The organism is Streptomyces sp. NPDC090108 (genome assembly GCF_044747185.1).
Taxonomy (GTDB): Bacteria; Actinomycetota; Actinomycetes; order Streptomycetales; family Streptomycetaceae; genus Streptomyces.
Genome location: NZ_JBIVDQ010000002.1, coordinates 529,795 through 550,987 on the forward strand (window position 1 = coordinate 529,795; position 21,193 = coordinate 550,987).

Sequence of the window (21,193 nt, forward strand, 5' to 3'; positions counted from 1 at the left end):
CTCACCGGCGTGGCAGTCCGACCAGAGCGGCCCGCCGGTGGCGGCCGGGCCGGTGCCACCAGCTCGCGTCCGCCGACGGATCAAGCGCTGCTCACATGAAGTTGCGCGTGTGCAGCGCGGACAGTTCGGCGGCCTCGTCGTCGGGGAAGCCCAGGCGCGAGAGCCGGTGACGGCGCCCCTCGTCCATGTCCGCCTGGAGCCGCCGCACGGCCTCCCAGCCGCGCGCGATCGCCTGAGGCTCCCAGGATCCGGCGGCCAGCAGCACCAGGGCGTCGAAGACGTCCCGGTTGAGGCCGGCCGTGCCGACGAGCGCGTCGTGCCGCCGTTCCACCGCGGCCCGCAGCCGGCCGCGCAGCGCGGGGTCGACGCCCGCCCGGTGCTCCAGATGCCCGACCCCGAACGCGACATGGCGCGCCTCGTCCTGCCGTACGAGATGGCTGATGCGCCGGGTGACCGGGTCGGGGGCGTGCCGTTCGAGGAAGGACAGCAGGTTCAGGAAGCTCCCCTCGCCCAGCACCGACAGCAGGAACGAGGCGATGGAGAAGTCCGGCTCGGTCAGCAGTGTCGCCAGCGACGCCCGGCCGCCGACCGAGGAGGTCCCCATCTCCCCGCCGCGCAGCAGCGCCCGCCGGGTGAAGACCTCCACGTGCCGCGCCTCGTCGGCGGCCTGCACCGCGAGCAGCTGGAGCACCTCGCGGAAATGCGGGTGCACCTGCACCAGCAGCCGCCCCGGGATCACCAGAGCGGCCTGCTCGTTCTCCACCAGATAGGTCATGACCTGGACGACGGCGGTCTCCACCTCGTCCGGCAGGGCGAAATCGGCGTCCCAGTCCACCGCCGCCTCCGGGTCCCACTGCGCGGCGGCCGCCTGCCGGTACAGACGCGGTGCCAGATCCGTCCACGCGATGTCCCGGTCCACCACCGCGAACGGCACGTCGGGACCGCCCGCCTCCACCAGCGCCCCGCGGGCCGCCAGCCCCCAGTGCAGCGGGGCCCGGCCGGCCGTCTGCGCGGCCCCGGGGCCGCCGGCGCGTTCCGCGCCGTGCAGGCGGGCGCCCGTGAAGGGGCCCGCCCGTACGCGCGCGACCACCGGCGCCTCCCCGGGGTCCGCGGCCCGCAGCTCGTGCCCCTCGTGGCGGCACCAGGCGGCCAGGTGCGGCAGGAGCGCCGGGTCCGTGCCGAGCACCTCGACACGGGTCCCGGGCGGCGCCTGCCGCAGGGCGCGGTCCAGGAGCAGGTGCGCGCCCTGCTCGAAGCTCAGCACGCCGAGATCGACCGGGACCCCGCCGGAGGCCGGAGCCCCGCCGGACCCCGGAGCCGCGCCCGAGGTCATGGCCGGTAGTCCTCGGCGGTGATCCGGCCGCCCGCGTCGTAGAAGCCGGTGGCGTCGACGGCCGCGGTCAGCTGCCCGAAGCCGGTCTCCCGCCCCGGCATCCACCGGGTGAGCCCCTCCAGGTCCAGCAGATGCCGGACCTCCGGATCGTCATACGACATGGACAGCAGTGCCCGCGTGAACCGCTCGGCCAGGTCCGCGTCCAGGGAAGGACCCGAGGCCAGCACGCAGTGGTCGAAGGGAGCGGTGCGGGCCAGCAGCCGGGTGCCGCCGGGCGGCAGGATGCCCTCCTGCCCGAACAGCAGGTGGTTGGAGTCGATCATGCACGCGGCCGCCGCCTCGCCCGCCATCAGCGCCCGGGCCGCGTCCCGTTCGCCGCCGATGTGGTCCCCGTGCAGACCCACCCCGGTGTCGTGGCGCAGCACCTCGAAGTCGGTGCCCGCGACGAGGCCCAGGTCGGCGAGGTGCCGCAGCGGGATGAGCGTCGACTGCGGGGAGTCGACCGCGCCGACCGCCACCGTCCGGTTCTTGAGGTCGGCCGGCGAGCGGATCCCGTCGTCGGAGCGGACGACGACCACCGAGGTCAGGTCGCGGTCGGTGTCCCGCATGACGAGCGGCCGTACCTCCACCCCGGCGGCATCGGCGAGCCTGCGGGTGCGCAGCCACGCCAGCGGCGAGTGCCAGGCTGCGTCGATCCGCCCCTCCACCAGGTCCTCGGCCTGTCGCTCGTAGTGGGCGTAGAGCACGAAGTCGAAGGGCATGCCTTGGTCGCGCAGCCAGGAGCGGAAGCCCGACCAGATGGTCACGACCTTCGGGTCGTACGCGACGGCCCCGAGGACCAGCTCCGTCATCAGGCCTCCTCGAAGAGCGGCAGGCCGAGCTGCACCCGGCCGCAGAAGTCGTTGAGTGCCTCGGTGGTCGGGGCCATCACGCGCGCGGCGAGCGCGTCACGGAAACGCCGCTCGACCCCTGTGTCGCGGCGGAAGGCCGAGCCGCCGCACAGCCGCATCGCCCCGTCCGCCACCTCGGCCGCGGTCTCCGCCGCGAGGGCCTTGATCTGGAGCACGCGCAGCGTGGCGTCCGGCCGGCCGGTCTCCATCGCGCGCAGGGTGTCCTCCAGCATGGCGCGCAGCGCGTCGGCGCGGAGCCGCAGGGCGGCGAAGTGGTTGCGGGCGATCGGCTGCTGGGCCAGCGTCTGGTCCAGGTGCTCCAGCCGGGTGTCGCGCAGGTGGGCGGCGGTGAGGCCGAGCAGCGCCTCGGTCACGCCGAGCGAGAACGCGGCGCTCAGCACCAGGAAGGCCGGCAGCACCACTTCGAGGGCGGTGGTCAGGCCCTCCCCGTCGGTGCCCAGCAGAGCGCCCGGGGAGACCTGCACGGCCTTCGCGGTCATCGGGCTGGAGGCGTTGCCGCGCAGCCCGAACCCGTCGTAGTCGCCCCGTACCTCCAGTCCGGTGCCGCCGCCGGAGACCAGCCACAGCGACATCACGCCGTCCGCCCGCAGCGGCTTGCTCGACCACACGTAGCTGTCGGCCTCGCCGGCCGAGGTGACCCACGACTTCTGCGCGTCGAGGCGTACCGCGTCCGCCCCGTCCGGGGTCGCGGTGCCCACCGGGGCCCAGAAGTGGCTGCGGGAACCCCGCTCGGAGAACGCCAGCGTGCTCAGGTGACGGCCCGCGGCGATGTCGCGGCGCACCTCCTCGGGCGCGAAGCGGTCGAGGACGGTCACGGCCGAGTAGTGCATGAGCAGCACCATGGCCGTCGACCCGCACGCGCCCGCGAGCCGTTCGATCACCTGGGCGGCCTCGCGCAGTCCCGCGCCGGAGCCGCCGCTGTCCGCCGAGCTGAGCAGGCCGAGCAGGCCCACGTCGCCCAGCGCGCGGACGCCCTCGCGGGGGAAGCGCCCCGCGCGGTCCACCTCGTCGGCGAGCGGTCCGGCGACTTCGTCGACCACGGCGTCGAGCGCCGCGGTCAGCAGAGCGGGGGAGTCCAGCACGGAAGCCTGAGCGCGGTCGTCACCGGATCCGGACGGGTTCTTGAATGCCACCATCAACCCCTGTATCGGTTCTTGAATGCCACCTTGGGACCAGTGAAGCACTCCGATTCGCAGAGCGGGAGAAGCGCGCGCCATTGCGGCAAAGGAGTGAAGATCAGACGAATGGTGTTTGCTCCCGCGGTGTCCTTCCGCCCCTGTCGCGAAGGCACGCGAAGACTGGGTTCGAAAGCGTGTGAACACTGACATAGCGTCTCGATTCATCACGCACCAAATCGACCGCGAAGAAGGGTGCGTCCCATGCACGTTCCGGCGAGTCCGCTCAGGGACGGCGATCCCGTGTACCTGGATCACAACGCCACCACCCCGGTCGACCCCCGGGTGGTGAAGGCGATGCTGCCCTTCCTGACGAGCGGCTTCGGCAATCCGTCCAGCGCACACGCCTACGGCACGGCCCCGCGGGCGGCGCTCGCCCGGGCCCGCCGGCAGGTCGCCGCGCTCCTCGGCCTCGGCACACGCGAGCCGGACGCCACGGACGATGCGGCCGGCCCCGAAGGTCCCGACGGCTCGGATCAGATCGTCTTCACCGGCTCCGGTTCCGAGGCGAACAACCTCGCGCTGCGCGGCGCCCTGCTCGCCGCGGACGGGCGGCGGCGCGTGATCACCCAGGCCACCGAGCACCCCGCCGTCCTGGAGACGTGCCGCGCGCTGCACCGTCTGCACGGCGCGGAGGTGATCTGTCTGCCGGTCGACCGAAGGGGCCTGGTCGATCCCGCCGACCTGGCCGCGGCACTGGACGACCGCACGGCCGTGGTCTCGGTCATGGCCGCCAACAACGAGACCGGCACCCTCCAGCCGGTCGCCGGCCTCGCCCGGCTCGCCCACGACCACGGCGCGCTGTTCCACTGCGACGCCGCCCAGGCGGCCGGCAAGATCCCGCTGGACGCGCGGGCGCTCGGCGCGGACCTGCTGACCCTGGTGGGCCACAAGATGTACGCCCCGAAAGGCGTCGCCGCGCTCCTCGTCCGCGCCGGTGTCCGTCTCGAACCCCTGGTGTACGGCGGGGGCCAGGAGGGCGGGCTGCGCGCGGGCACCGAGAACGTCGCCCTCGCCGTGGCCCTCGGGACCGCCGCCGTACTCGCCGCCGAGGACCTCGCCGGCGGTGGCGCGCGGCGGGTCGGGGAACTGCGCGACCGCCTGCACCGGCGGCTCACCGAGGCGCTTCCCGGGCGGGTGCACCTCAACGGCTGCGACCGCCGGCTGCCCAACACCCTCAACGTCAGCATCGACGGCGTCACCGGACAAGCACTGCTGGACGCGGCGCCCGGCGTCGCCGCCTCCACCGGCTCGGCGTGCCACAGCGGGACCACCGCGCCGTCGCCCGTGCTGAGCGCGATGGGCCTGGACGACACCCGGGCGCTGGCCGCCGTACGCCTGTCGCTCGGCCGCTGGACGACCGCCGCGGACGTGGACCGGGCGGCCCGCGCGCTCATCGGCGCCGCGCTCGCGCCCGCCCCGGTCCCGTCGGGCGCGGGGCGGGCCGCCGGCCTCTGATCTGCGGCACCGCGGTCCCGGGTTGCGGCGCGTCTGCGAGCCGGTAGCGTCGGGAGAAGGTGGGGGCCCCTGCGTGAACGGAGCGGGCAGATGGGCGTCAGGATCGGTGTGAAGCGACTGCTGGACATGTGGCCGATCTACCGGCAGATCACCGGGGCCGACCGGCTGGGCCGCGGCCTGGCCGTCCAGTCGAAGAGGTCGAGAACGCTCAGGCCGCGCAACGAGGAGGCCGACAGAGTCGTGCACTCGGTGTGCCCCTACTGCGCGGTGGGCTGTTCGCAGAACGTCTACGTGAAGGACGAGAAGGTCATCCAGATCGAGGGCAACCCGAACAGCCCGGTCAACCGCGGACGCCTGTGCCCCAAGGGATCGTGCAGCAAGCAGCTCGTCACCGGGCCGCAGCGGGAGAACTACGTCCTCTACCGTCCGCCGTTCGGCACCGAGTGGCAGCGCATGGACATGGACACGGCCATGGACATGGTCGCGGACCGGGTGCTCGACGCCCGGCGCCGGGGCTGGCAGGACACCGACGAGCAGGGCAGGGTCCTGCGCCGCACCCTCGGCTTCGCCGGGCTCGGCGGCGCCGCGCTGGACAACGAGGAAAACTATCTGATCAAGAAGTTGTTCACCGCGCTCGGCGCTATCCAGATCGAGAACCAGGCCCGTATTTGACACTCCGCAACCGTTCCCGGTCTGGGAACCTCGGTCGGACGTGGCGGCGCAACCAACTACCCGGAGGATCTCACCAACTCGGACTGCATCATCATCATGGGCTCGAACATGGCCGAGGCCCATCCCGTGGCCTTCCAGTGGGTCACCGAGGCCAAGGTCAAGGGGACGAAGATCATCCACATCGATCCCCGCTTCACGCGCACCAGCGCGCACTCCAGCCAGCACGTGCGCATCAGGGTGGGCAGCGACATCGCGTTCCTCGGCGGAGTGGTCAACTACATCCTCTCCAACAACCTGCAGTTCGAGGAGTACGTGAAGGCGTACACCAACGCCACCTTCATGGTGAACGAGAACTACCGGGACACCGAGGACCTGGACGGCCTGTTCAGCGGCTACAACCCGGAGACCGGCAGCTACGACACCTCCAGCTGGGCGTACGAGGTCGTCGAGCAGGGCGCCGACGGGCGGCAGGGCAGCACGCTCATCTCCGCGACCCCCGCCGAGGCCGGCGGCGATCACGAGTCGCCCCCCGCACCGGCCGGCACGATCGCGACCGACCCCACCATGACGCACCCGCGCTGTGTGCTCCAGGTGCTCAAGCGGCACTACTCCCGGTACACCCCGGAGATGGTCGAGAGGGTCTGCGGCATCACCCAGCGGCAGTTCCTCGACGTCTGCCGCGCCTGGACCGAGAACTCCGGCCGGGAGCGCACCACCGCGCTCGTCTACAGCGTCGGCTGGACGCAGCACACCGTCGGCGCGCAGTACATCCGGGCCGGCTCCATCGTGCAGATGCTGCTCGGCAACCTCGGGCGCCCGGGCAGCGGCATCTTCGCCCTGCGCGGCCACGCGAGCATCCAGGGCTCGACCGACATCCCGACCCTGTACAACCTGCTCCCCGGCTACATGCCGATGCCGAACGTCACCCACCACACCCTGGAACGGTTCGTGGACGACGTCCGCCGCGTCTACCGCAAGGGCTACTGGTGGAACGCCGACGCCTACATGGTCTCCCTGCTCAAGGAGTACTGGGGCGACAAGGCCACCGCGGAGAACGACTTCTGCTACGACTACCTGCCACGCATCGACGGTGACCACGCCACCTACGCCACCGCCATGGACATGCTTGCGGGCAAGGTCTACGGGTACTTCCTGATGGGCCAGAACCCCGCGGTCGGCTCCGCGCACGGGCAGTTGCAGCGGCTCGCCATCTCGAAGCTGGAGTGGCTGGTCGTCCGCGACCTCGCCATGATCGAGAGCGCGACCGTGTGGAAGGACTCCCCGGAGATCGAACGGGGCGAGATCTCCAGCGAGACCTGCCCCACCGAGGTGTTCTTCTTCCCCGCGGCCTCGCACGTGGAGAAGTGCGGCACGTTCACGCAGACGCAGCGCATGGTGCAGTGGCGCGACGTCGCCGTCGAACCCGTCGACGACCGCCGTTCCGACCTGTGGTTCTTCTACCACCTCGGCCGGCTCGTCCGCGAGAAGCTGGCAGCCTCGGAGGACGAGCGCGACCGCCCGGTCCTGGACATGTTCTGGGACTACGAGATGGAGCACGGCGACGAGCCCTCGGCCGAGGACGTCCTGCGCCACATCAACGGCATCGACCTGACCACCGGACGCACGGTCAGCAGCTACGAGCAGCTGAAGAACGACGGCACCACCGCGTGCGGCTGCTGGATCTACAGCGGTGTCTACGCCGGTGAGGACAACCTCGCCCGCCGCCGCAACTCCCGCTTCGAGCACCCGATCTCGGACGGCGAGTGGGCCTTCGTCTGGCCGCTGAACCGGCGGATCCTCTACAACCGCGCCTCCGCCGACCCCCAGGGCAGGCCATGGAGCGCGCGCAAGGCCCTCATGTGGTGGGACGAGGAGAACAACACCTGGGCCGGCGACGACATCGTCGACTTCCAGCGGCACAAGCCGCCGGACTTCCGGCCCGCGCCGGACGCGCACGGCCCCGACGCCCTCGCGGGCGACGACGCGTTCATCATGATGGGCGACGGCAAGGCGGCGCTGTACACGCCGACCGGTCTCGTCGACGGGCCCCTGCCCACCCACTACGAACCGGAGGAGTCGCCGGTCCGCAACCACCTGTACGGGCAGCAGTCCAACCCGACCAGGACGATCTACAAGCGCACCTACAACCCGTACAACCCCTCGCCGCCGCAGCCCCTCGGCGACACCTTCCCGTACGTGTTCACCGCGTCCCGCTACACCGAGCACCACACGGCCGGCGCGATGAGCCGCACCCTGCCCTACCTCTCGGAGCTCCAGCCCGGACTGACCGTGGAGGTCTCCCCGGAGCTGGCCGCCGAGCGGGGCCTGCACCACATGGACTGGGCGCACGTGATCACCAGCCGGACCGCGGTGGAGGCCAGGGTGGTCGTCACCGACCGGCTGGCGCCCCTGCACATGGACGGCCGCGCGGTGCACCAGCTCTGGATGCCCATCCACTGGGGCAACCTCGGGATCACCACGGGCGACGTGACCAACGACCTGATCGGCCTGGTCCTCGACTCCAACGTGCTGATCCAGGAGAGCAAGGTGATCACCTGCGACATCCAGCCGGGCCGTCGCCCCCGCGGCCGCGAACTCCTGGCCTACGTCGAGGAGTACCGGCGCCGTGCCGGGATCAGCCTCGCCACCGGCACCCAGGAGCTGACCGTCGACCCCGACGCGCCACCCAGCAGGACCGACGTGCATCCCCGGGGCACCGGCCATCCGCCGGCCCCGCCCGGGCCGGAGGGTTCCTCATGACCACAGAGAAGACCGAGCGCACAGAGTCCGCCGAGAGCGCGCAGGCGCCGGAGGAGAGCAACGACAACAGCCTCTTCGGCCTGCTCGACGACCCGGCCGGCGACGCCGGCTACCCCGAGGACCACCCGCCGCGGATGGGGTTCTTCACCGACACCTCCATCTGCATCGGCTGCAAGGCCTGCGAGGTCGCCTGCAAGGAGTGGAACGGTGTCCCCGCGGACGGCTTCCAGCTCCTCGGCATGTCCTACGACAACACCGGATCGCTCGGCGCCAGCACCTGGCGGCACGTCGCCTTCATCGAGCAGGACCTCAAACTGGGCAGCCAGGACGCGGGCCTCGAAGGTCTGCCCACCGGGCCCTCCGGCGCCCCGACCGCTGCACAGACGGTCTCCGGCGCGATCCGCGAGGGCCACCGGGCCGGCGGTGAACTGGGCACCGAGCCGGTCGACCTGGGCTTCCCCAGCTTCGACCTGCCCGGCGCCGGGTCCGGAGCGGAGAGCCGCACCGATTTCCGCTGGCTGATGTCCTCCGACGTCTGCAAGCACTGCACCCACGCCGGCTGCCTCGACGTCTGCCCCACCGGCGCGCTCTTCCGCACCGAGTTCGGCACCGTCGTCGTCCAGCCCGACATCTGCAACGGCTGCGGCTACTGCGTCTCCGCCTGCCCCTACGGCGTCATCGACCGGCGCCCCGACGACGGCCGCGCCTGGAAGTGCACGCTCTGCTACGACCGGCTCAAGGGCGGCCTGGAGCCGGCCTGCGCCAAGGCCTGCCCGACCGACTCCATCCAGTTCGGCGTGCTCGACGAACTGCGGGAGCGGGCGGACCTCCGCCTGGCGCAGATGCACGAGGCGGGCTTCGACTCCGCCCAGCTGTACGGCCGCGACCCCGATGACGGCGTCGGCGGCGACGGCGCCTTCTTCCTGCTCCTGGACGAGCCCGAGGTCTACGGACTGCCGCCCGACCCGATCGTCACCACCAGGGACGTCGTGTCCATGTGGAAGCACGCCGGAGTGGCGGGCGCGCTGATGGTGGCCGCGACCGCCGCCGTGTTCTTCAAGGGAGGACGCCGATGACCAAGGGCGACGGCGCGCAGCGCGAGCCGCACCAGCACCCGGGAGCCGCCGACCACACGGCCACGTTCTCCGCGCACGGCAACGGCGGCCGGCACCGCAAGGGCCGCAAGGGCCACGGCGGCGCCGAGGAACTGATGGTCCCCGACGCCGAGTTCAAGTCGTACTACGGGCGCCCGGTCCTCAAGCCGCCGGTGTGGGAGTGGATGGTCCCCGCCTACCTCCTCACCGGCGGACTCTCCGCGGCCACCGTCATGCTGTCGGTGGGCGCCGACCTCACCGGCCGGCCCGCCCTGTGCCGGGCCTGCCGCATCGGCAGCTTCGGCGCGCTGCTCGCCAGCAGCTACCTGCTCATCGGCGACCTCGGCCGGCCACTGCGCTTCCACCACATGATGCGCGTCGCGAAACCGACCTCCCCGATGTCGATGGGCACCTGGATCCTCATGTCCTTCGGCCCTGGCAGCTCGCTGGCCGGACTGGTCGAACTCCTGCCGAAGTCCTGGCGCACCCGGGGCGCCCTCGGCACCACCCTCAAGTGGGTGGCCCGGGTGAGCGGCATCTCCGCCGCCGCGGTCGGCCCCGCCCTCGCCTCGTACACCGCCGTGCTCCTCGCCGACACCGCGGTGCCCGCCTGGCACGAGGCCTACCGTGAGCTGCCGTTCGTCTTCACCGGTTCCGCCGCCGCCAGCGGCGCGGGCCTGGCGATGGTGTTCTCGCCGGTGTCGGAGGCGGGACCGGCCCGCAGGCTCGCCGCCGTCGGCGCCGCGATCGAGATCGCGGCGGCGCTGCGCATCGACCACAAGCCGGACTTCGAGCTCTCGACATACACCCACGGCGAGCCCCACCACCTGCGCAAGATGTCCGAGTACTTCACCATCGGCGGCGCCCTCGCCGCGATCACCCTCGCCGGGCGCAGCCGGATCGTCTCCGTCCTCGGCGGTCTCGCCCTCCTCGCGGGCAGCGGCTTCCAGCGCTTCGGCACCTTCGAGGCGGGCGTGGAGTCCACCAAGGACCCGATCTACGTGGTGAAGCCGCAGCGCGAACGCCTCGACGCCCGCCGCAGGGAGCAGGAGGAGCGCGCGGCCCAGGAAGCGGGGGACGAGCAGGAGACGCAGGGGAAGGCACCGGGGGAGTAGGAGCCCCGGCGGACCCCTGCCGAGGGGAAGACCGTACGACGTGAAGACCGGCCGAACGACGTGAAGACCGGCCGTACGATGTGGAGGGAAGCGGGCGCCCGCCCGTCCGGACCGCCGCGCCGCACCGGGACTCCCGGTGTGGCGCGGGTGACGGCCGGCCGATGCCGCCGTAGCCTGGCAGGGTCTCAGCCGGCAAGGCCAGAACGAGGGTGCCCGAGATGGACCGCGACCACGCCTGCGCCGCGGACGCCGACCCGCCCGCCGACGAGCGGAGGCGTCTGCCCCGCACCGACACGCTCCTCGCCGACCCCCGCCTCGACGCGGCGGCGCACCGGCTCGGACGCGAACTGGTCAAGAGCGTCGTCACGGACGTCCAGGCGCGGGCCCGCGAGGGCCTCGTACCCGTGGACGAGATCGCCGACCGCGCCGTCGCCGCGCTGCCGGCCACCGCGTCCGCGCTGCGTCCCGTCATCAACGCCACCGGCGTGCTGCTCCACACCAACCTGGGCCGGGCCGCGCTCTCGGACGCGGCCAGGGACGCCGTGCTCGCCGCCTCCGGCACCACGGACGTCGAACTCGACCTGGCCACCGGAGCCCGCTCCCGCCGGGGCCGCTCCGCGCTCGACGCGCTGCTGCGGGCCGTCCCCGCCGCCGAGGCCGCGCACGTGGTCAACAACGGGGCGGCGGCGCTCGTCCTGGCCGCCACCGCGCTCGCCCAGGGACGCGAGATCATCGTGGGCCGCGGCGAGATGGTGGAGATCGGGGACGGATTCCGCCTCCCCGACCTGCTGGTCTCCACCGGAGCCCGGCTGCGCGAGGTCGGCACGACCAACCGCACCACCCCCGACGACTACGCCGCGGCCCTGGGACCCGACACCGGCTTCATCCTGAAGATCCACCCCTCCAACTTCCGCGTCACCGGCTTCACCCGCGAGGCCACCGTGGCCGAACTCGCCCCGCTCGGCGTGCCCGTGGTGGCGGACATCGGCTCGGGACTGCTCACGCCCGAACCGGCGCTGCCCGCGGAACCCGACGCCACCGGCTGGCTGCGCGCCGGCGCGTCCCTGGTCACCGCCAGCGGCGACAAACTGCTCGGCGGACCGCAGTGCGGACTGCTGCTCGGCGACGCCGCACTGGTGCGCCGGCTGGCCCGGCACCCGCTGGCCCGCGCGCTGCGCGTGGACAAACTGACCCTCGCGGCCCTGGAGGCCACCGTACGCGGCCCCCTCCCGCCGGTCACCGCCGCGCTGCGTGCCGACGCCGCCGGACTGCGCCGGCGCGCCGAGCGGCTCGCCGAGAAGCTGCGGGCCGACGGGATCGACAGCCGCGCCGTCGACACCGGGGCCGTCGTCGGCGGCGGCGGCGCGCCCGGGGTCACGCTGCCGAGCGCCGCCGTGTCGCTGCCCGCCGGATACGCGGCCGCGCTGCGCGGCGCTGACCCCGCCGTGATGGCCCGCGTCGAGGACGGACGCTGTCTGCTCGACCTGCGGGCCGTACCGGTGGACGACGACCCACGACTGGCGCAGGCGGTGAGCCGGGCCGCGTCCCCGCGGGAGCCGGCCGGGACCGGACCGGGGAGCTGACCATGCACGTCATCGCGACAGCCGGACACGTCGACCACGGCAAGTCCGCGCTCCTGCGCGCACTGACCGGCATGGAGCCCGACCGCTGGGCCGAGGAGCGGCGCCGGGGCATGACACTGGACCTGGGCTTCGTCTGGACCCGGCTGCCCGAGGCGGGAGACATCGCCTTCGTGGACGTCCCCGGACACGAGCGGCTCGTCGGCAACATGCTGGCGGGCGTCGGCCCGGTCCCGGCCGTCCTCTTCGTCGTCGCCGCCGACCAGGGCTGGCAGCCCCAGTCCGAGGAACACCTCGCGGTCCTCGACGCGCTCGGCGTCCGCCACGGCGTGCTCGCCGTCACCCGCAGCGACCTCGCCGACCCCGAGGAGGCCCGGGTCCGGGCGCTCGACCGGATCGCCGAATCCTGCCTCGGGAAGCTGCCGAGCGTGACCGTCAGCGCGGTCACCGGCGCCGGACTCGACTCCATGCGCACGGCGCTGGTCCGGCTCGCCGCCGAACTGCCGCCCCCGGAGCGCGACGCGGACGTACGGCTGTGGGTGGACCGGGCGTTCACGGTACGCGGCCACGGCACGGTCGTCACCGGCACCCTGGGTGCGGGCACGCTCCGCGTCGGCGACCGGCTCCAACTCGCCCGCGACGGGGCGGTGTTGCGGGTGCGCGGACTCGAATGCCTCAAGGAGGCACGGCAGGAGGCCGGCGCGGTCGCCCGGGTGGCGGTCAACCTCACCGGCCCCGGCGCCGGGAGCCTGTCCCGCGGCGACGCGCTGCTCACGCCCGGCCGCTGGCTCGCCACCGACACCGTGGACGTACGGCTGCGCGGCGACCGGGCCGCCGACCTGCCGCGCGAACTCACGCTGCACGCGGGGTCCGCCGCCGTCCCGGTCACGGTCCGCCCGCTCGGCGAGGACACCGCCCGCCTGCGCCTGGCCGCGACGCTCCCGCTGCGCGTCGGCGACACCGCGCTGCTGCGCGATCCCGCACGGCACCGCGTCCCGGCCGGCGTCACCGTGCTCGACGTCCGCCCGCCCTCGCTGACCCGGCGCGGGGCCGCGGCGGCCCGGGACCGGGACCTGCGCCCGGGGCCCGAACCGGCCGACGGGACGGCCGAACTGCGCCGCCGCGGCCTGATCCGCCGCTCCGAACTGCTCGCCATGGGCGTACGGCCGCCCGCCGACCCCGTCGCGGGGGAGTGGCTCGCGGACCCCGGCCACTGGGCCGCGCTGCGCGCGCGCCTGACGGACGCGGTCGAGGAGCACGCGGCCCGCAACCCCCTGGAGCCCGGCCTGCCGCTGGAGGCGGCCCGCCAGGCACTCGGACTGCCGGACCGCGTTCTCGTCGACGCCCTGCTGGCACAGTCGTCCGGGCTGCGGCACAGCGAGGGCAGGCTCTACGGCAGCCACGCAGGACCCACGCTCCCGCCGGGGGTGCGGGCCGCCGTGGACGCCGTACGCGCGGACCTCGCCGAAGCGCCGTTCCGCGCGCCGGACGCGGACCGGCTGAACGCGCTGGGCCTCACCCCCAAGCTGCTGGCGGCCGCCGAGGCGGCGGGGGAACTGCTGCGGATCGGCAAGGGCGTCGTCCTGCTGCCGGGAGCCGACGCGCGGGCGGCGGCCGTCCTCGCCGAGCTGGACCAGCCGTTCACCGCGAGCCAGGCCTGCCGCGCACTGGACAGCACGCGCCGGGTCGTCATCCCGCTGCTGGAGCACCTGGACCGGCACGGCCGCACCACCCGCGTGGACGGCGCGCTGCGCCGCTGCCGGGCCGCGGACCCGGACGAGTGATGAGCGGGCCCGGACGGGTGATGAGGAGCGGACCTGGAGGCGCGACGACGCGGCGGGCGGCAGGCTGGCGGAGACGGATGGGAATCGAACCCACCTGCCCGAGTTGCTCGGACACCTCGGTTTTGAAGACCGGGAGGGCCACCAGGCACCCCTACGTCTCCCCGCAGGCCTCGTCGGGGCACTGCCCCGGCCGCACAGCCATCGAACCGCCGCCCCGCTCCCGAGTCAACGCACCACACCACGGTCACTTCCACAGATGAGGACAGACAAGGCCATGACGGATACGCGGACCGACGTCCGGCAGGCGGGGGAGACGGTACGGCTCACGCAGTACGCCCACGGGGGCGGCTGCGCCTGCAAGATCCCCCCGGGCGAACTCGAGGAGATCGTCGCCGGGCTGACACCCCCGAAGACGGCGGTCACCGCCGGTGACCTGCTCGTGGGCCTCGACCACGGCGACGACGCGGCGGTGGTCCGGCTGCCGGGCGGCCCCGGTGCCCTCGCCGCCGTCGCCACCGCGGACTTCTTCACCCCGGTGGTCGACGACCCGTACGACTGGGGGCGCATCGCCGCGGCCAACGCGCTCTCCGACGTCTACGCCATGGGCGGGACCCCGCTCGTCGCGGTCAACCTGCTGTGCTGGCCCCGCGACGTGCTGCCGTTCGACCTGGCCAGGGAGGTGCTGCGGGGCGGACTCGACATCGCCGCGCAGGCGGGCTGCGTGGTGGGCGGCGGCCACAGCGTGGACGATCCGGAACCCAAGTACGGGATGGCGGTCACCGGCACCGTCGATCCGGACCGGCTGCTGCGCAACGACGCGGGGCGGGCGGGGGTGCCGCTGTCGCTGACCAAGCCGCTGGGGCTCGGCGTGCTCAACAACCGGCACAAGTCGACCGGCGAGGTCTTCCCGCAGGCGGTGGAGACCATGGTCGCGCTCAACCGTGACGCGGCGCGGGCCGCGCTGGACGCGGGCGCGGTCTGCGCCACCGACGTCACGGGCTTCGGCCTGCTCGGGCACCTGTACAAGATGGCGCGCGCCTCCGGGGTGACCGCGGTCCTCGACTCCGCCGCGGTGCCGTTCCTCGACGGCGCCCGGGACGCCGCCCGTGACGGGTACATCAGCGGCGGAACCCGTCGCAACCTCGAATGGGTCCTCCCGCACACGGACTTCGGCGCCACGGACGAGCTCACCCGACTCCTGCTCGCCGACGCCCAGACCTCCGGCGGCCTCCTCGTCGCCGGCGAGGTGCCGGGCGCCCCGGTGATCGGCGAACTGGTCCCGGCCGGACCGCACCCGATGGTCGTCCGCTGAGAGACCGCCACCGTCGCGCCGGCCACTGTCCTGGGCCGGCGCGATGTGCGTGATGGTTCTGTGCGGCGCCGGAGCCGACGTGCCGGACCGTCGGCCAGTTCGCTCCGCGGCCCCGTCGGCGCGGCCCCGTCGGCCGGTCGCGCCCGGGGCGGAGGTCGTCATGTCTTGTCCCCCGGAACACCCGCGCGCTACTGTTTGAGCAAGTGCTCAAAACATTGCTCCGTCCGCCGAGGGGGACGCATGAGACGCAGTGTCCGGCCGTGGTTCTTCGCATGGTTCACCGTGGGCGCGCTCGCCTCGCTCGGCGTGCTGAGCCTGCTGAGCGTGGGCCTCTACCTCCTTCCCGCCGCCCTCGCGGCGGCCGCCCTCCTGGCCCTCCGGCCCCGGTCGCACGCCGGACTGCCGGGCCTGGTCTCCGGGCTCGGGATCCCGCTCCTGTACGTCGCCTTCCTCAACCGCGGCGGCCCCGGGACGGTCTGCACCACGTCGGCCGCCGGCCAGTCCTGCGTGGACGAGTACGACCCCTGGGTGTGGCTGGCCGCGGGCGTGGTTCTCCTGCTCGCCGGGATCGTGACCGGCGTCCTCACGACGCGCGCGGAAGCCGTGCGCGGAAGGCCGCTCCTCCGCCCGGGGCAGCCTCGGCGCTGAGGAGACCCCCCGTGCCGTCGCGCGACGTCCACGGCGACGGCGGGTCCCGGTCCGGCACCGCCCGGGTCACGGCTGCGGGCCTCGTCGAGACGGACGAACCGGAGGTGTCAGCGGTGCGGGCGGGCGACGAACACGTCCGGGACGCCGTTGGTGTCGCCCTGGACGAGGCCGGCGGCCGAGGAGGTGAAGACGGCGTCTCCGTGGCGGCTGACCGAACCCGGCAGCACGGCGTCGCCCTCCGCCGGGGCCACCGCCCGCTGCCGGCCGGTGCGCAGGTCGCGCAGCACCAGGGTGTCCCCCTCGGTCAGCACGACGAACCGCAGTGCACCGTCCGCCGCCAGGGCGGTCGCGCCGGCGATCCGTCGCACCCGGTCGGTGCGCAGGTCGCGTACGTACGACGCCGAAGTGCCGTCCTCCGACCGGACGGTGAACAGCACGCGCCGGCCGTCGGCGGAGAGCTGCACGAGACGCGCCGAGACGCCGGTGTCCACGCGCCGCGTCACGCCCGTCACCCGGTCCTCGACGTAGACCTGCCCGACCATGCCGTCGCCGGTGCTCGCGGAGACGCCGTACGCGACCGATCTGCCCTTCGCGTCGAGCGAGGCGCCGACGACCATCGCGTCCGGCGAAAGCCTGACGATCTGTTCGTCCGCGCCGGAGGCGAGGTCCCGGACGTAGAGCACGCTCGCGAACTCCAGGCCGTGCCGGTTGCCCAGGGTGTACGCCACCCGCCTGCCGTCGGCACTGATCGCCGCCGTCTGGCCCAGCTCGTAGGAGCCGTCCTCCGGCGGCCGCGCGGGCCACAGCTGGGTCGTCCGTCCGGTCGCGCGGTCGTGGACGTACGGCATCGGGTAGCGGTTGCCGTCGGAGTACGCGATCCGGCGCCCGTCGGCGCTCAGCCCGGTGACCTGGGTGTACACCAGGCTCTCGGGGATCCGGGTGAGCGCGCCGGTGCGCAGGTCCTTCAGGCGCAGGATCCGGTCCTCGCCGCCTCCGGGATCCCTGCTCAGGAACACCGCGTACCGGCCGTCGGCGCTGACCGCACCGGCCTGCGAGGCGCTCGGCAGCTGGCCGCCGTCCGAGTCCGTGCTGATCCGTTCGACTCTCGCCCGCGTGGCAGGGGCGGGTGCCGCGGCCGCGGCCGGGAGCGCGGTGCCCGCCCCCGCGGCCAGCAGGACGGCGATCAACGACATACGTGCGGCAACGGACATGATTCCCCCCGGAATCCGGACATCCCCTGTGCCCTCGGCCCCACACCGAGGGCACAGGGGATGCAACCGCACCGCACCCGGCGGGTCAACCACGCGTACGGCACGGGAAACGGGCGGACGGCGACGCGGGGCGTGGCGGGGGAGCGGCGTGGTGAACGAGCGGCGCGTGGGCGGGCAGTGGGCGGCGCGGAAACCCGGGTGCGGGTGCCGGGCGCTCGCCTCTAGGCTGCGCGGCGGCGCTGGGGTGGCCCCTCGCCGGCCGTCGGCGGAGCGGAGACGCACGGAAATGACCAGTCAGCTGTTCGCGATCTGTTTCCACACCCCCAGGCCCCCGGGCCTGGCGAGGTTCTGGTCCGAGGTTCTGGGCTGGGAGCCGGGCGACGGGCCCGGCGACGACAGCGCGATCCTGGTCCCCGGCCCCGCCGGCTTCCGCATCCGGTTCGTGCCGGGCGACGAGCCGAGGACCGGGCCGAACCGGGCGCACTTCGATCTGACGAGCGGTTCCCCCGAGGACCAGGAGCGGACCGTCGCGCGGGCGCTGGAGGCCGGCGGGCACCACCTCGACGTGGGCCAGCTCCCCGAGGAGGGGCATGTGGTGCTCGCCGACCCCGACGGCAACGAGTTCTGCGTGATCGAGGCGGGCAACAAGTTCCTCGCCGACACCGGCCCCGGTCTCATCGGGGCGCTGGCCTGCGACGGCACGCGGGCGGTCGGCCACTTCTGGAGCGCGGCGCTGGGGTGGCCGCTGGTCTGGGACCAGGACGAGGAGACCGCGATCCAGTCGCCGCACGGCGGCATCAAGATCACCTGGGGTGGGCCCCCCGTGGCGCCGAAGACCGGGACCAACCGGCTGTACCTCGAACTGACGCTGCCCGCGGGCGCCGACCTCGCCGCGGAGACCGGCCGCCTGATCGCCCTCGGCGCGACGCGCCCCGGCGCCGGCAGCGGCACCGGCACCGGCACCGGCATGGGCACGGGTGCCGGCACCGGCACCGGAGGGAGCGATGACACCCACGTGTTCCTGCTCGACCCGGACGGCAACGAGTTCTCGGTCCGGCGGCCTCGCCGGTAACCGCCCTGCGGCCTCGCCGGTGACCGCCCGGGGGCGGCATGTGCCGGCAGGGGACGGGGTGCCTCAGGTCGTACCGGCTGCGTCCCCCGGGGGTCAGGCGGCGCCGGTCGCGGACCTGGGGTCAGGTCGTACCGGTGGAGCCCCCGGGGGAGGCGGCGCCGGTCGCGGACCGGGCGTCAGGTCGTACCGGTGGCGGCTCGGAGGCAAGGCGTGCCGGTGGCGGACCCGGCGTCAGGCCGCGTCCGTGAGCGGGTCCTCGGCCCAGATGGTCTTGCCGCGGTCCTCGTAACGCGTCCCCCACCGCTGGGCGAACTGCGACACCAGCAGCAGGCCGCGGCCGCCCTCGTCGGTCGTGCGGGCGTGCCGCGGATACGGGGCGGCGCTGCTCCCGTCGGAGACCTCCACGCTGAGCGCGCGGTCGCGGATCAGCCGCAGCCGTATCGGCGGCTCGGCGTACCGGATGGCGTTGGTGACGAGCTCGCTGACGATGAGTTCCGTGGAGAACGCCTCGTCGTCCATGGCCCAGTTGTGCAACTGGCGCGCCGTCAGCGACCGGGCGGTGGCGACGGCCTCCAGGTCGGCGGGGAGCATCCAGGTGGCGACGCGCGCGGGATCGATCGGCCGGATGTTCGCCACGAGGACCGCCGCGTCGTCCCGGGGGTCGGCGGGGACCAGCGTCTCGGTCAGCCGCAGGCAGAGATCCTGCGGGGACTCGTGGGAGCCGGTCAGCGCGCGCGCCAGTGTGCCGTACCCGGCGTCGCCGGTGAAGGCCTGCAGCAGCCCCGGGGTGAAGAGGACCAGCCGGCCTTCCCCGGACAGGTCGAGAGTCGTCCTGGCGAACGACGTGCCGGGCCGGCCGAGCGGAGGTCCGGCCGGGACACCGGCGAAGGCGACGCCGCCGTCGGGACCGACCGTGGCGAGTCCCGCGGGTCCGGCCGCGCTCGCGGTGCACCGGCAGGTGACGGGGTCGTAGACCGCGTAGAGGCAGGTCGCGCCGACCGGGCTGTCGGCGGGCGGCTCGGCGGTCTCGGCGTCCATCTGGCGGACCAGGTCGTCCAGGCGTGCCATCAGCTCGTCGGGCGCCAGGCCGAGGGCGGCCATGGTGTGCACGGCGGTCCGCAGCCGTCCCATCGTGGCGGCGGTGCGCACCCCGCGTCCGGGGGTGCTCCCCGCCACCAGGGCGACCCGCGCTCCGGGCAGGGCGATGACGTCGGTCCAGTCGCCGCCCGCGCCGGACTGCACCCAGTGATGCGCCGCCTGCACCGCCTGCGGCACCTCGGGGTTCTCGGGAGCCAGACCGCGCTGGAGCGTCAGCACACTGTTGCGCTCGCGCACGTACCGGCGGGCGTTGTCGAGCGCGACGGCGGCACGGGCGACGAGGTCCCGGGCCAGCACGAGATCGTCGTCCTCGAAGGCGCCCCGGGCGGTCCAGCGGTGGAAGGTGACCAGTCCCAGCACCGAGTCGCGGGCGAGCACCGGCACCGCCATCAGCGAATGGACCTCGTCCTCCGGCGTGCCCGGACCGGGGGCCGGGTCGTGCCGCACCCACGCGCTGTCCGGACCGAGCGCGCGCACGAGACGCGGCCTGTGGTCGGCGAGCACCTGTACGGCGGGTGCGCCGGCGGGGGAGACGACGGGTGCGACGACGGGTGCGACGACGGGTGCGACGGCTGGCGCGTCCACGGGCCGGTCGCCGACGTCGCCGGACGGGTGCGGGCCCGGGCGGGTGCGGCAGGGGACGGACCGGGAGGCGGCCCGCCGCAGGTCCCAGCCGTCGGGTCCGGGACCGTCCGGCAGCTCCTCCCCGGCCAGCACCTGTTCGACGAGGTCCACGGTCACGCCGTCGGCCAGCCGCGGCACCACCACGTCGGCCAGCTCGGCCGCGGTGCGCAGCACGTCGAGGCCCGTGCCGATCCGGGCGCCGGCCTCGGCGATCAGCGCGAGACGCTCCTGGGCGCGGTGCTGCTCCGTGATGTCGACGACGAGATCGGCGATCCCGAGGACATGGCCCTCGGGGTCCTCCAGGCGGAACACGGACGCCGAGTACACGTGCTCACGGTCCGGATCGCCGGGGGGACGGCCGCGCTTCTCGAAGGCGAGGGCCGGACGCCCGGTCTCCAGGACCTCGTTCATCTTCCGCTCGGCGATCTTGGCGCTGAAGTCGGGCCACGCCTCGGTGGGCCGCAGGCCCAGCCCCTCGGTCACGCGGGTGCCCTGCATGCCCTCCGCCGCCGCGTTGTACCGGGTCAGGCGCAGCTCGGGGTCCAGGACGAACAGCCCCACGGGGGAGCGGGTGAGGAGTGCCTCCAGGAGGGCCCGCTCGACGGCGTCCGCCGCCCCTTCGCCCCCGCCCGCGGAGCCGCCCGCGGAGCTGTCCGCGGAGCCGTCCGCGCGGCGGCCGCTCTCCGCCTGCTCGTTCATGATCCGGCCGCTCTCTGCCGACTCGTTCATGATCACCCGACCGTTCTCACGCTGGATCCGGTGCGGTCGTCCCTCCAAGTCTGACGGGGCTGCCCCGACTCGGCACATCGTCCGGTCGGTGATGCTGCCCTCGTCCGCCGCCGCCAGAACGTCTGGACCAGCTTGAGGTTCGACTCCACGCGAGCATCGTCCCGCGGCGTCCCGCGGCGTCCCGCATCGCACCCGCGCGGCAGGCGTCGCGCTCAGTCGTGCGGGGCCTGCCCGCTGACGCGGTGGTCGGCGTGGCTGAGCGCCTCCATGACCAGGCGCCGCAGGTGCCCGTCGCGCAGGCTGTAGTGGATGTACCGGCCCTCGCGCCGGGTCTCGACCAGCCCGGCGAGACGCAGTTTGGCCAGGTGCTGGCTCACGGCGGTGCGGGAGGCCCCGCACCGGTCGGCCAGCGAGCCGACGTCGGACTCGCCCTGGGCGAGCAGCCACAGCAGGTGCAGCCGGGTCTGGTCGGACAGCATCGTGAACACCTCGGTCGCCTCGGCGAGACGGACGCTGTCCGGGGCGCGCAGATGCGTATGAGGTGCAGAAGACACGGTGTCGCGAGCGGCCATGAGGACAGCGTAGAGCGCGGACCGGCGCGGGCCTCCTCCCGGACC

The 21,193-nt window shown here is 73.9% G+C and carries 15 protein-coding genes and 1 tRNA gene; 9 read left to right on the forward strand and 7 right to left on the reverse strand.

Annotation, left to right across the window (positions count from 1 at the left end):
- Nucleotides 1-91 precede the first annotated feature (91 nt).
- Genes ACIPRD_RS07545 through ACIPRD_RS07555 form a run of 3 tightly spaced genes read right to left on the reverse strand, consistent with a single transcriptional unit; the run spans nt 92 to nt 3,380 of the window.
- The gene (locus tag ACIPRD_RS07545; RefSeq protein WP_401560869.1) at nt 92-1,333 is read right to left on the reverse strand and encodes a ferritin-like domain-containing protein; all 1,242 of its coding nucleotides are present in this window, start codon (nt 1,331-1,333) and stop codon (nt 92-94) included.
- Nucleotides 1,330-2,184, reverse strand: a complete 855-nt coding sequence (locus tag ACIPRD_RS07550) for a phosphate/phosphite/phosphonate ABC transporter substrate-binding protein (RefSeq protein WP_401560871.1) — start codon at nt 2,182-2,184, stop codon at nt 1,330-1,332. Before ACIPRD_RS07550 ends, ACIPRD_RS07545 begins: the two co-directional genes overlap by 4 nt.
- Nucleotides 2,184-3,380, reverse strand: a complete 1,197-nt coding sequence (locus ACIPRD_RS07555) for an acyl-CoA dehydrogenase family protein (RefSeq protein WP_401560874.1) — start codon at nt 3,378-3,380, stop codon at nt 2,184-2,186. Before ACIPRD_RS07555 ends, ACIPRD_RS07550 begins: the two co-directional genes overlap by 1 nt.
- Before the next feature lie 243 nt (nt 3,381-3,623).
- Between ACIPRD_RS07555 and ACIPRD_RS07560 the strand changes: the two genes are divergently transcribed.
- The 6 genes from ACIPRD_RS07560 to selB all read left to right on the forward strand — a co-directional run bounded on the left by ACIPRD_RS07560 (nt 3,624) and on the right by selB (nt 13,882).
- A complete protein-coding gene (locus ACIPRD_RS07560) occupies nt 3,624-4,877 on the forward strand; it encodes a cysteine desulfurase family protein (RefSeq protein ID WP_401560877.1) in 1,254 nt (417 codons plus the stop codon).
- 102 nt (nt 4,878-4,979) lie between these two features.
- Nucleotides 4,980-8,309: a formate dehydrogenase gene (fdh, locus tag ACIPRD_RS07565; RefSeq protein ID WP_401561873.1), complete on the forward strand. Its 3,330-nt coding sequence runs from the start codon at nt 4,980-4,982 to the stop codon at nt 8,307-8,309.
- The gene (locus ACIPRD_RS07570) at nt 8,306-9,385 is read left to right on the forward strand and encodes a 4Fe-4S dicluster domain-containing protein (RefSeq protein ID WP_401560879.1); all 1,080 of its coding nucleotides are present in this window, start codon (nt 8,306-8,308) and stop codon (nt 9,383-9,385) included. The genes fdh and ACIPRD_RS07570 overlap by 4 nt, the downstream gene beginning before the upstream one ends.
- Entirely contained in the window at nt 9,382-10,518 is a 1,137-nt protein-coding gene (nrfD, locus tag ACIPRD_RS07575) for an NrfD/PsrC family molybdoenzyme membrane anchor subunit (protein WP_401560882.1), read from the forward strand. The genes ACIPRD_RS07570 and nrfD overlap by 4 nt, the downstream gene beginning before the upstream one ends.
- A 218-nt stretch (nt 10,519-10,736) precedes the next feature.
- Entirely contained in the window at nt 10,737-12,101 is a 1,365-nt protein-coding gene (gene selA / locus ACIPRD_RS07580; RefSeq protein WP_401560885.1) for an L-seryl-tRNA(Sec) selenium transferase, read from the forward strand.
- A 2-nt stretch (nt 12,102-12,103) separates the two neighbouring features.
- A complete protein-coding gene (selB, locus tag ACIPRD_RS07585; protein ID WP_401560888.1) occupies nt 12,104-13,882 on the forward strand; it encodes a selenocysteine-specific translation elongation factor in 1,779 nt (592 codons plus the stop codon).
- A gap of 65 nt (nt 13,883-13,947) precedes the next feature.
- Here selB and ACIPRD_RS07590 read toward each other — a convergent pair.
- Nucleotides 13,948-14,043: transfer RNA gene (locus ACIPRD_RS07590), tRNA-Sec, on the reverse strand.
- Between the two features lie 113 nt (nt 14,044-14,156).
- Here ACIPRD_RS07590 and selD point away from each other — a divergent pair.
- Together selD and ACIPRD_RS07600 are read left to right on the forward strand one after the other, a co-directional pair.
- Nucleotides 14,157-15,194, forward strand: coding sequence for a selenide, water dikinase SelD (selD, locus tag ACIPRD_RS07595; protein WP_401560891.1), 1,038 nt, complete (start codon nt 14,157-14,159; stop codon nt 15,192-15,194).
- A gap of 240 nt (nt 15,195-15,434) precedes the next feature.
- Nucleotides 15,435-15,842 (forward strand): hypothetical protein, encoded by a 408-nt coding sequence (locus ACIPRD_RS07600; protein ID WP_401560893.1) that lies wholly within the window; start codon nt 15,435-15,437, stop codon nt 15,840-15,842.
- A gap of 107 nt (nt 15,843-15,949) precedes the next feature.
- Here the strand turns inward: ACIPRD_RS07600 and ACIPRD_RS07605 are convergent, their stop codons facing one another.
- On the reverse strand, nt 15,950-17,053 hold the full coding sequence (locus ACIPRD_RS07605) for a TolB family protein (RefSeq protein ID WP_401560896.1): 1,104 nt from the start codon (nt 17,051-17,053) through the stop codon (nt 15,950-15,952).
- Nucleotides 17,054-17,339: 286 nt separating this feature from the next.
- Between ACIPRD_RS07605 and ACIPRD_RS07610 the strand changes: the two genes are divergently transcribed.
- Nucleotides 17,340-18,125, forward strand: a complete 786-nt coding sequence (locus tag ACIPRD_RS07610; RefSeq protein ID WP_401560899.1) for a VOC family protein — start codon at nt 17,340-17,342, stop codon at nt 18,123-18,125.
- A 231-nt stretch (nt 18,126-18,356) separates the two neighbouring features.
- Here the strand turns inward: ACIPRD_RS07610 and ACIPRD_RS07615 are convergent, their stop codons facing one another.
- Both ACIPRD_RS07615 and ACIPRD_RS07620 read right to left on the reverse strand, forming a co-directional pair.
- The gene (locus ACIPRD_RS07615) at nt 18,357-20,576 is read right to left on the reverse strand and encodes a SpoIIE family protein phosphatase (protein ID WP_401560902.1); all 2,220 of its coding nucleotides are present in this window, start codon (nt 20,574-20,576) and stop codon (nt 18,357-18,359) included.
- Between the two features lie 212 nt (nt 20,577-20,788).
- Nucleotides 20,789-21,148: a metalloregulator ArsR/SmtB family transcription factor gene (locus ACIPRD_RS07620; protein WP_356408501.1), complete on the reverse strand. Its 360-nt coding sequence runs from the start codon at nt 21,146-21,148 to the stop codon at nt 20,789-20,791.
- Nucleotides 21,149-21,193 lie beyond the last annotated feature (45 nt).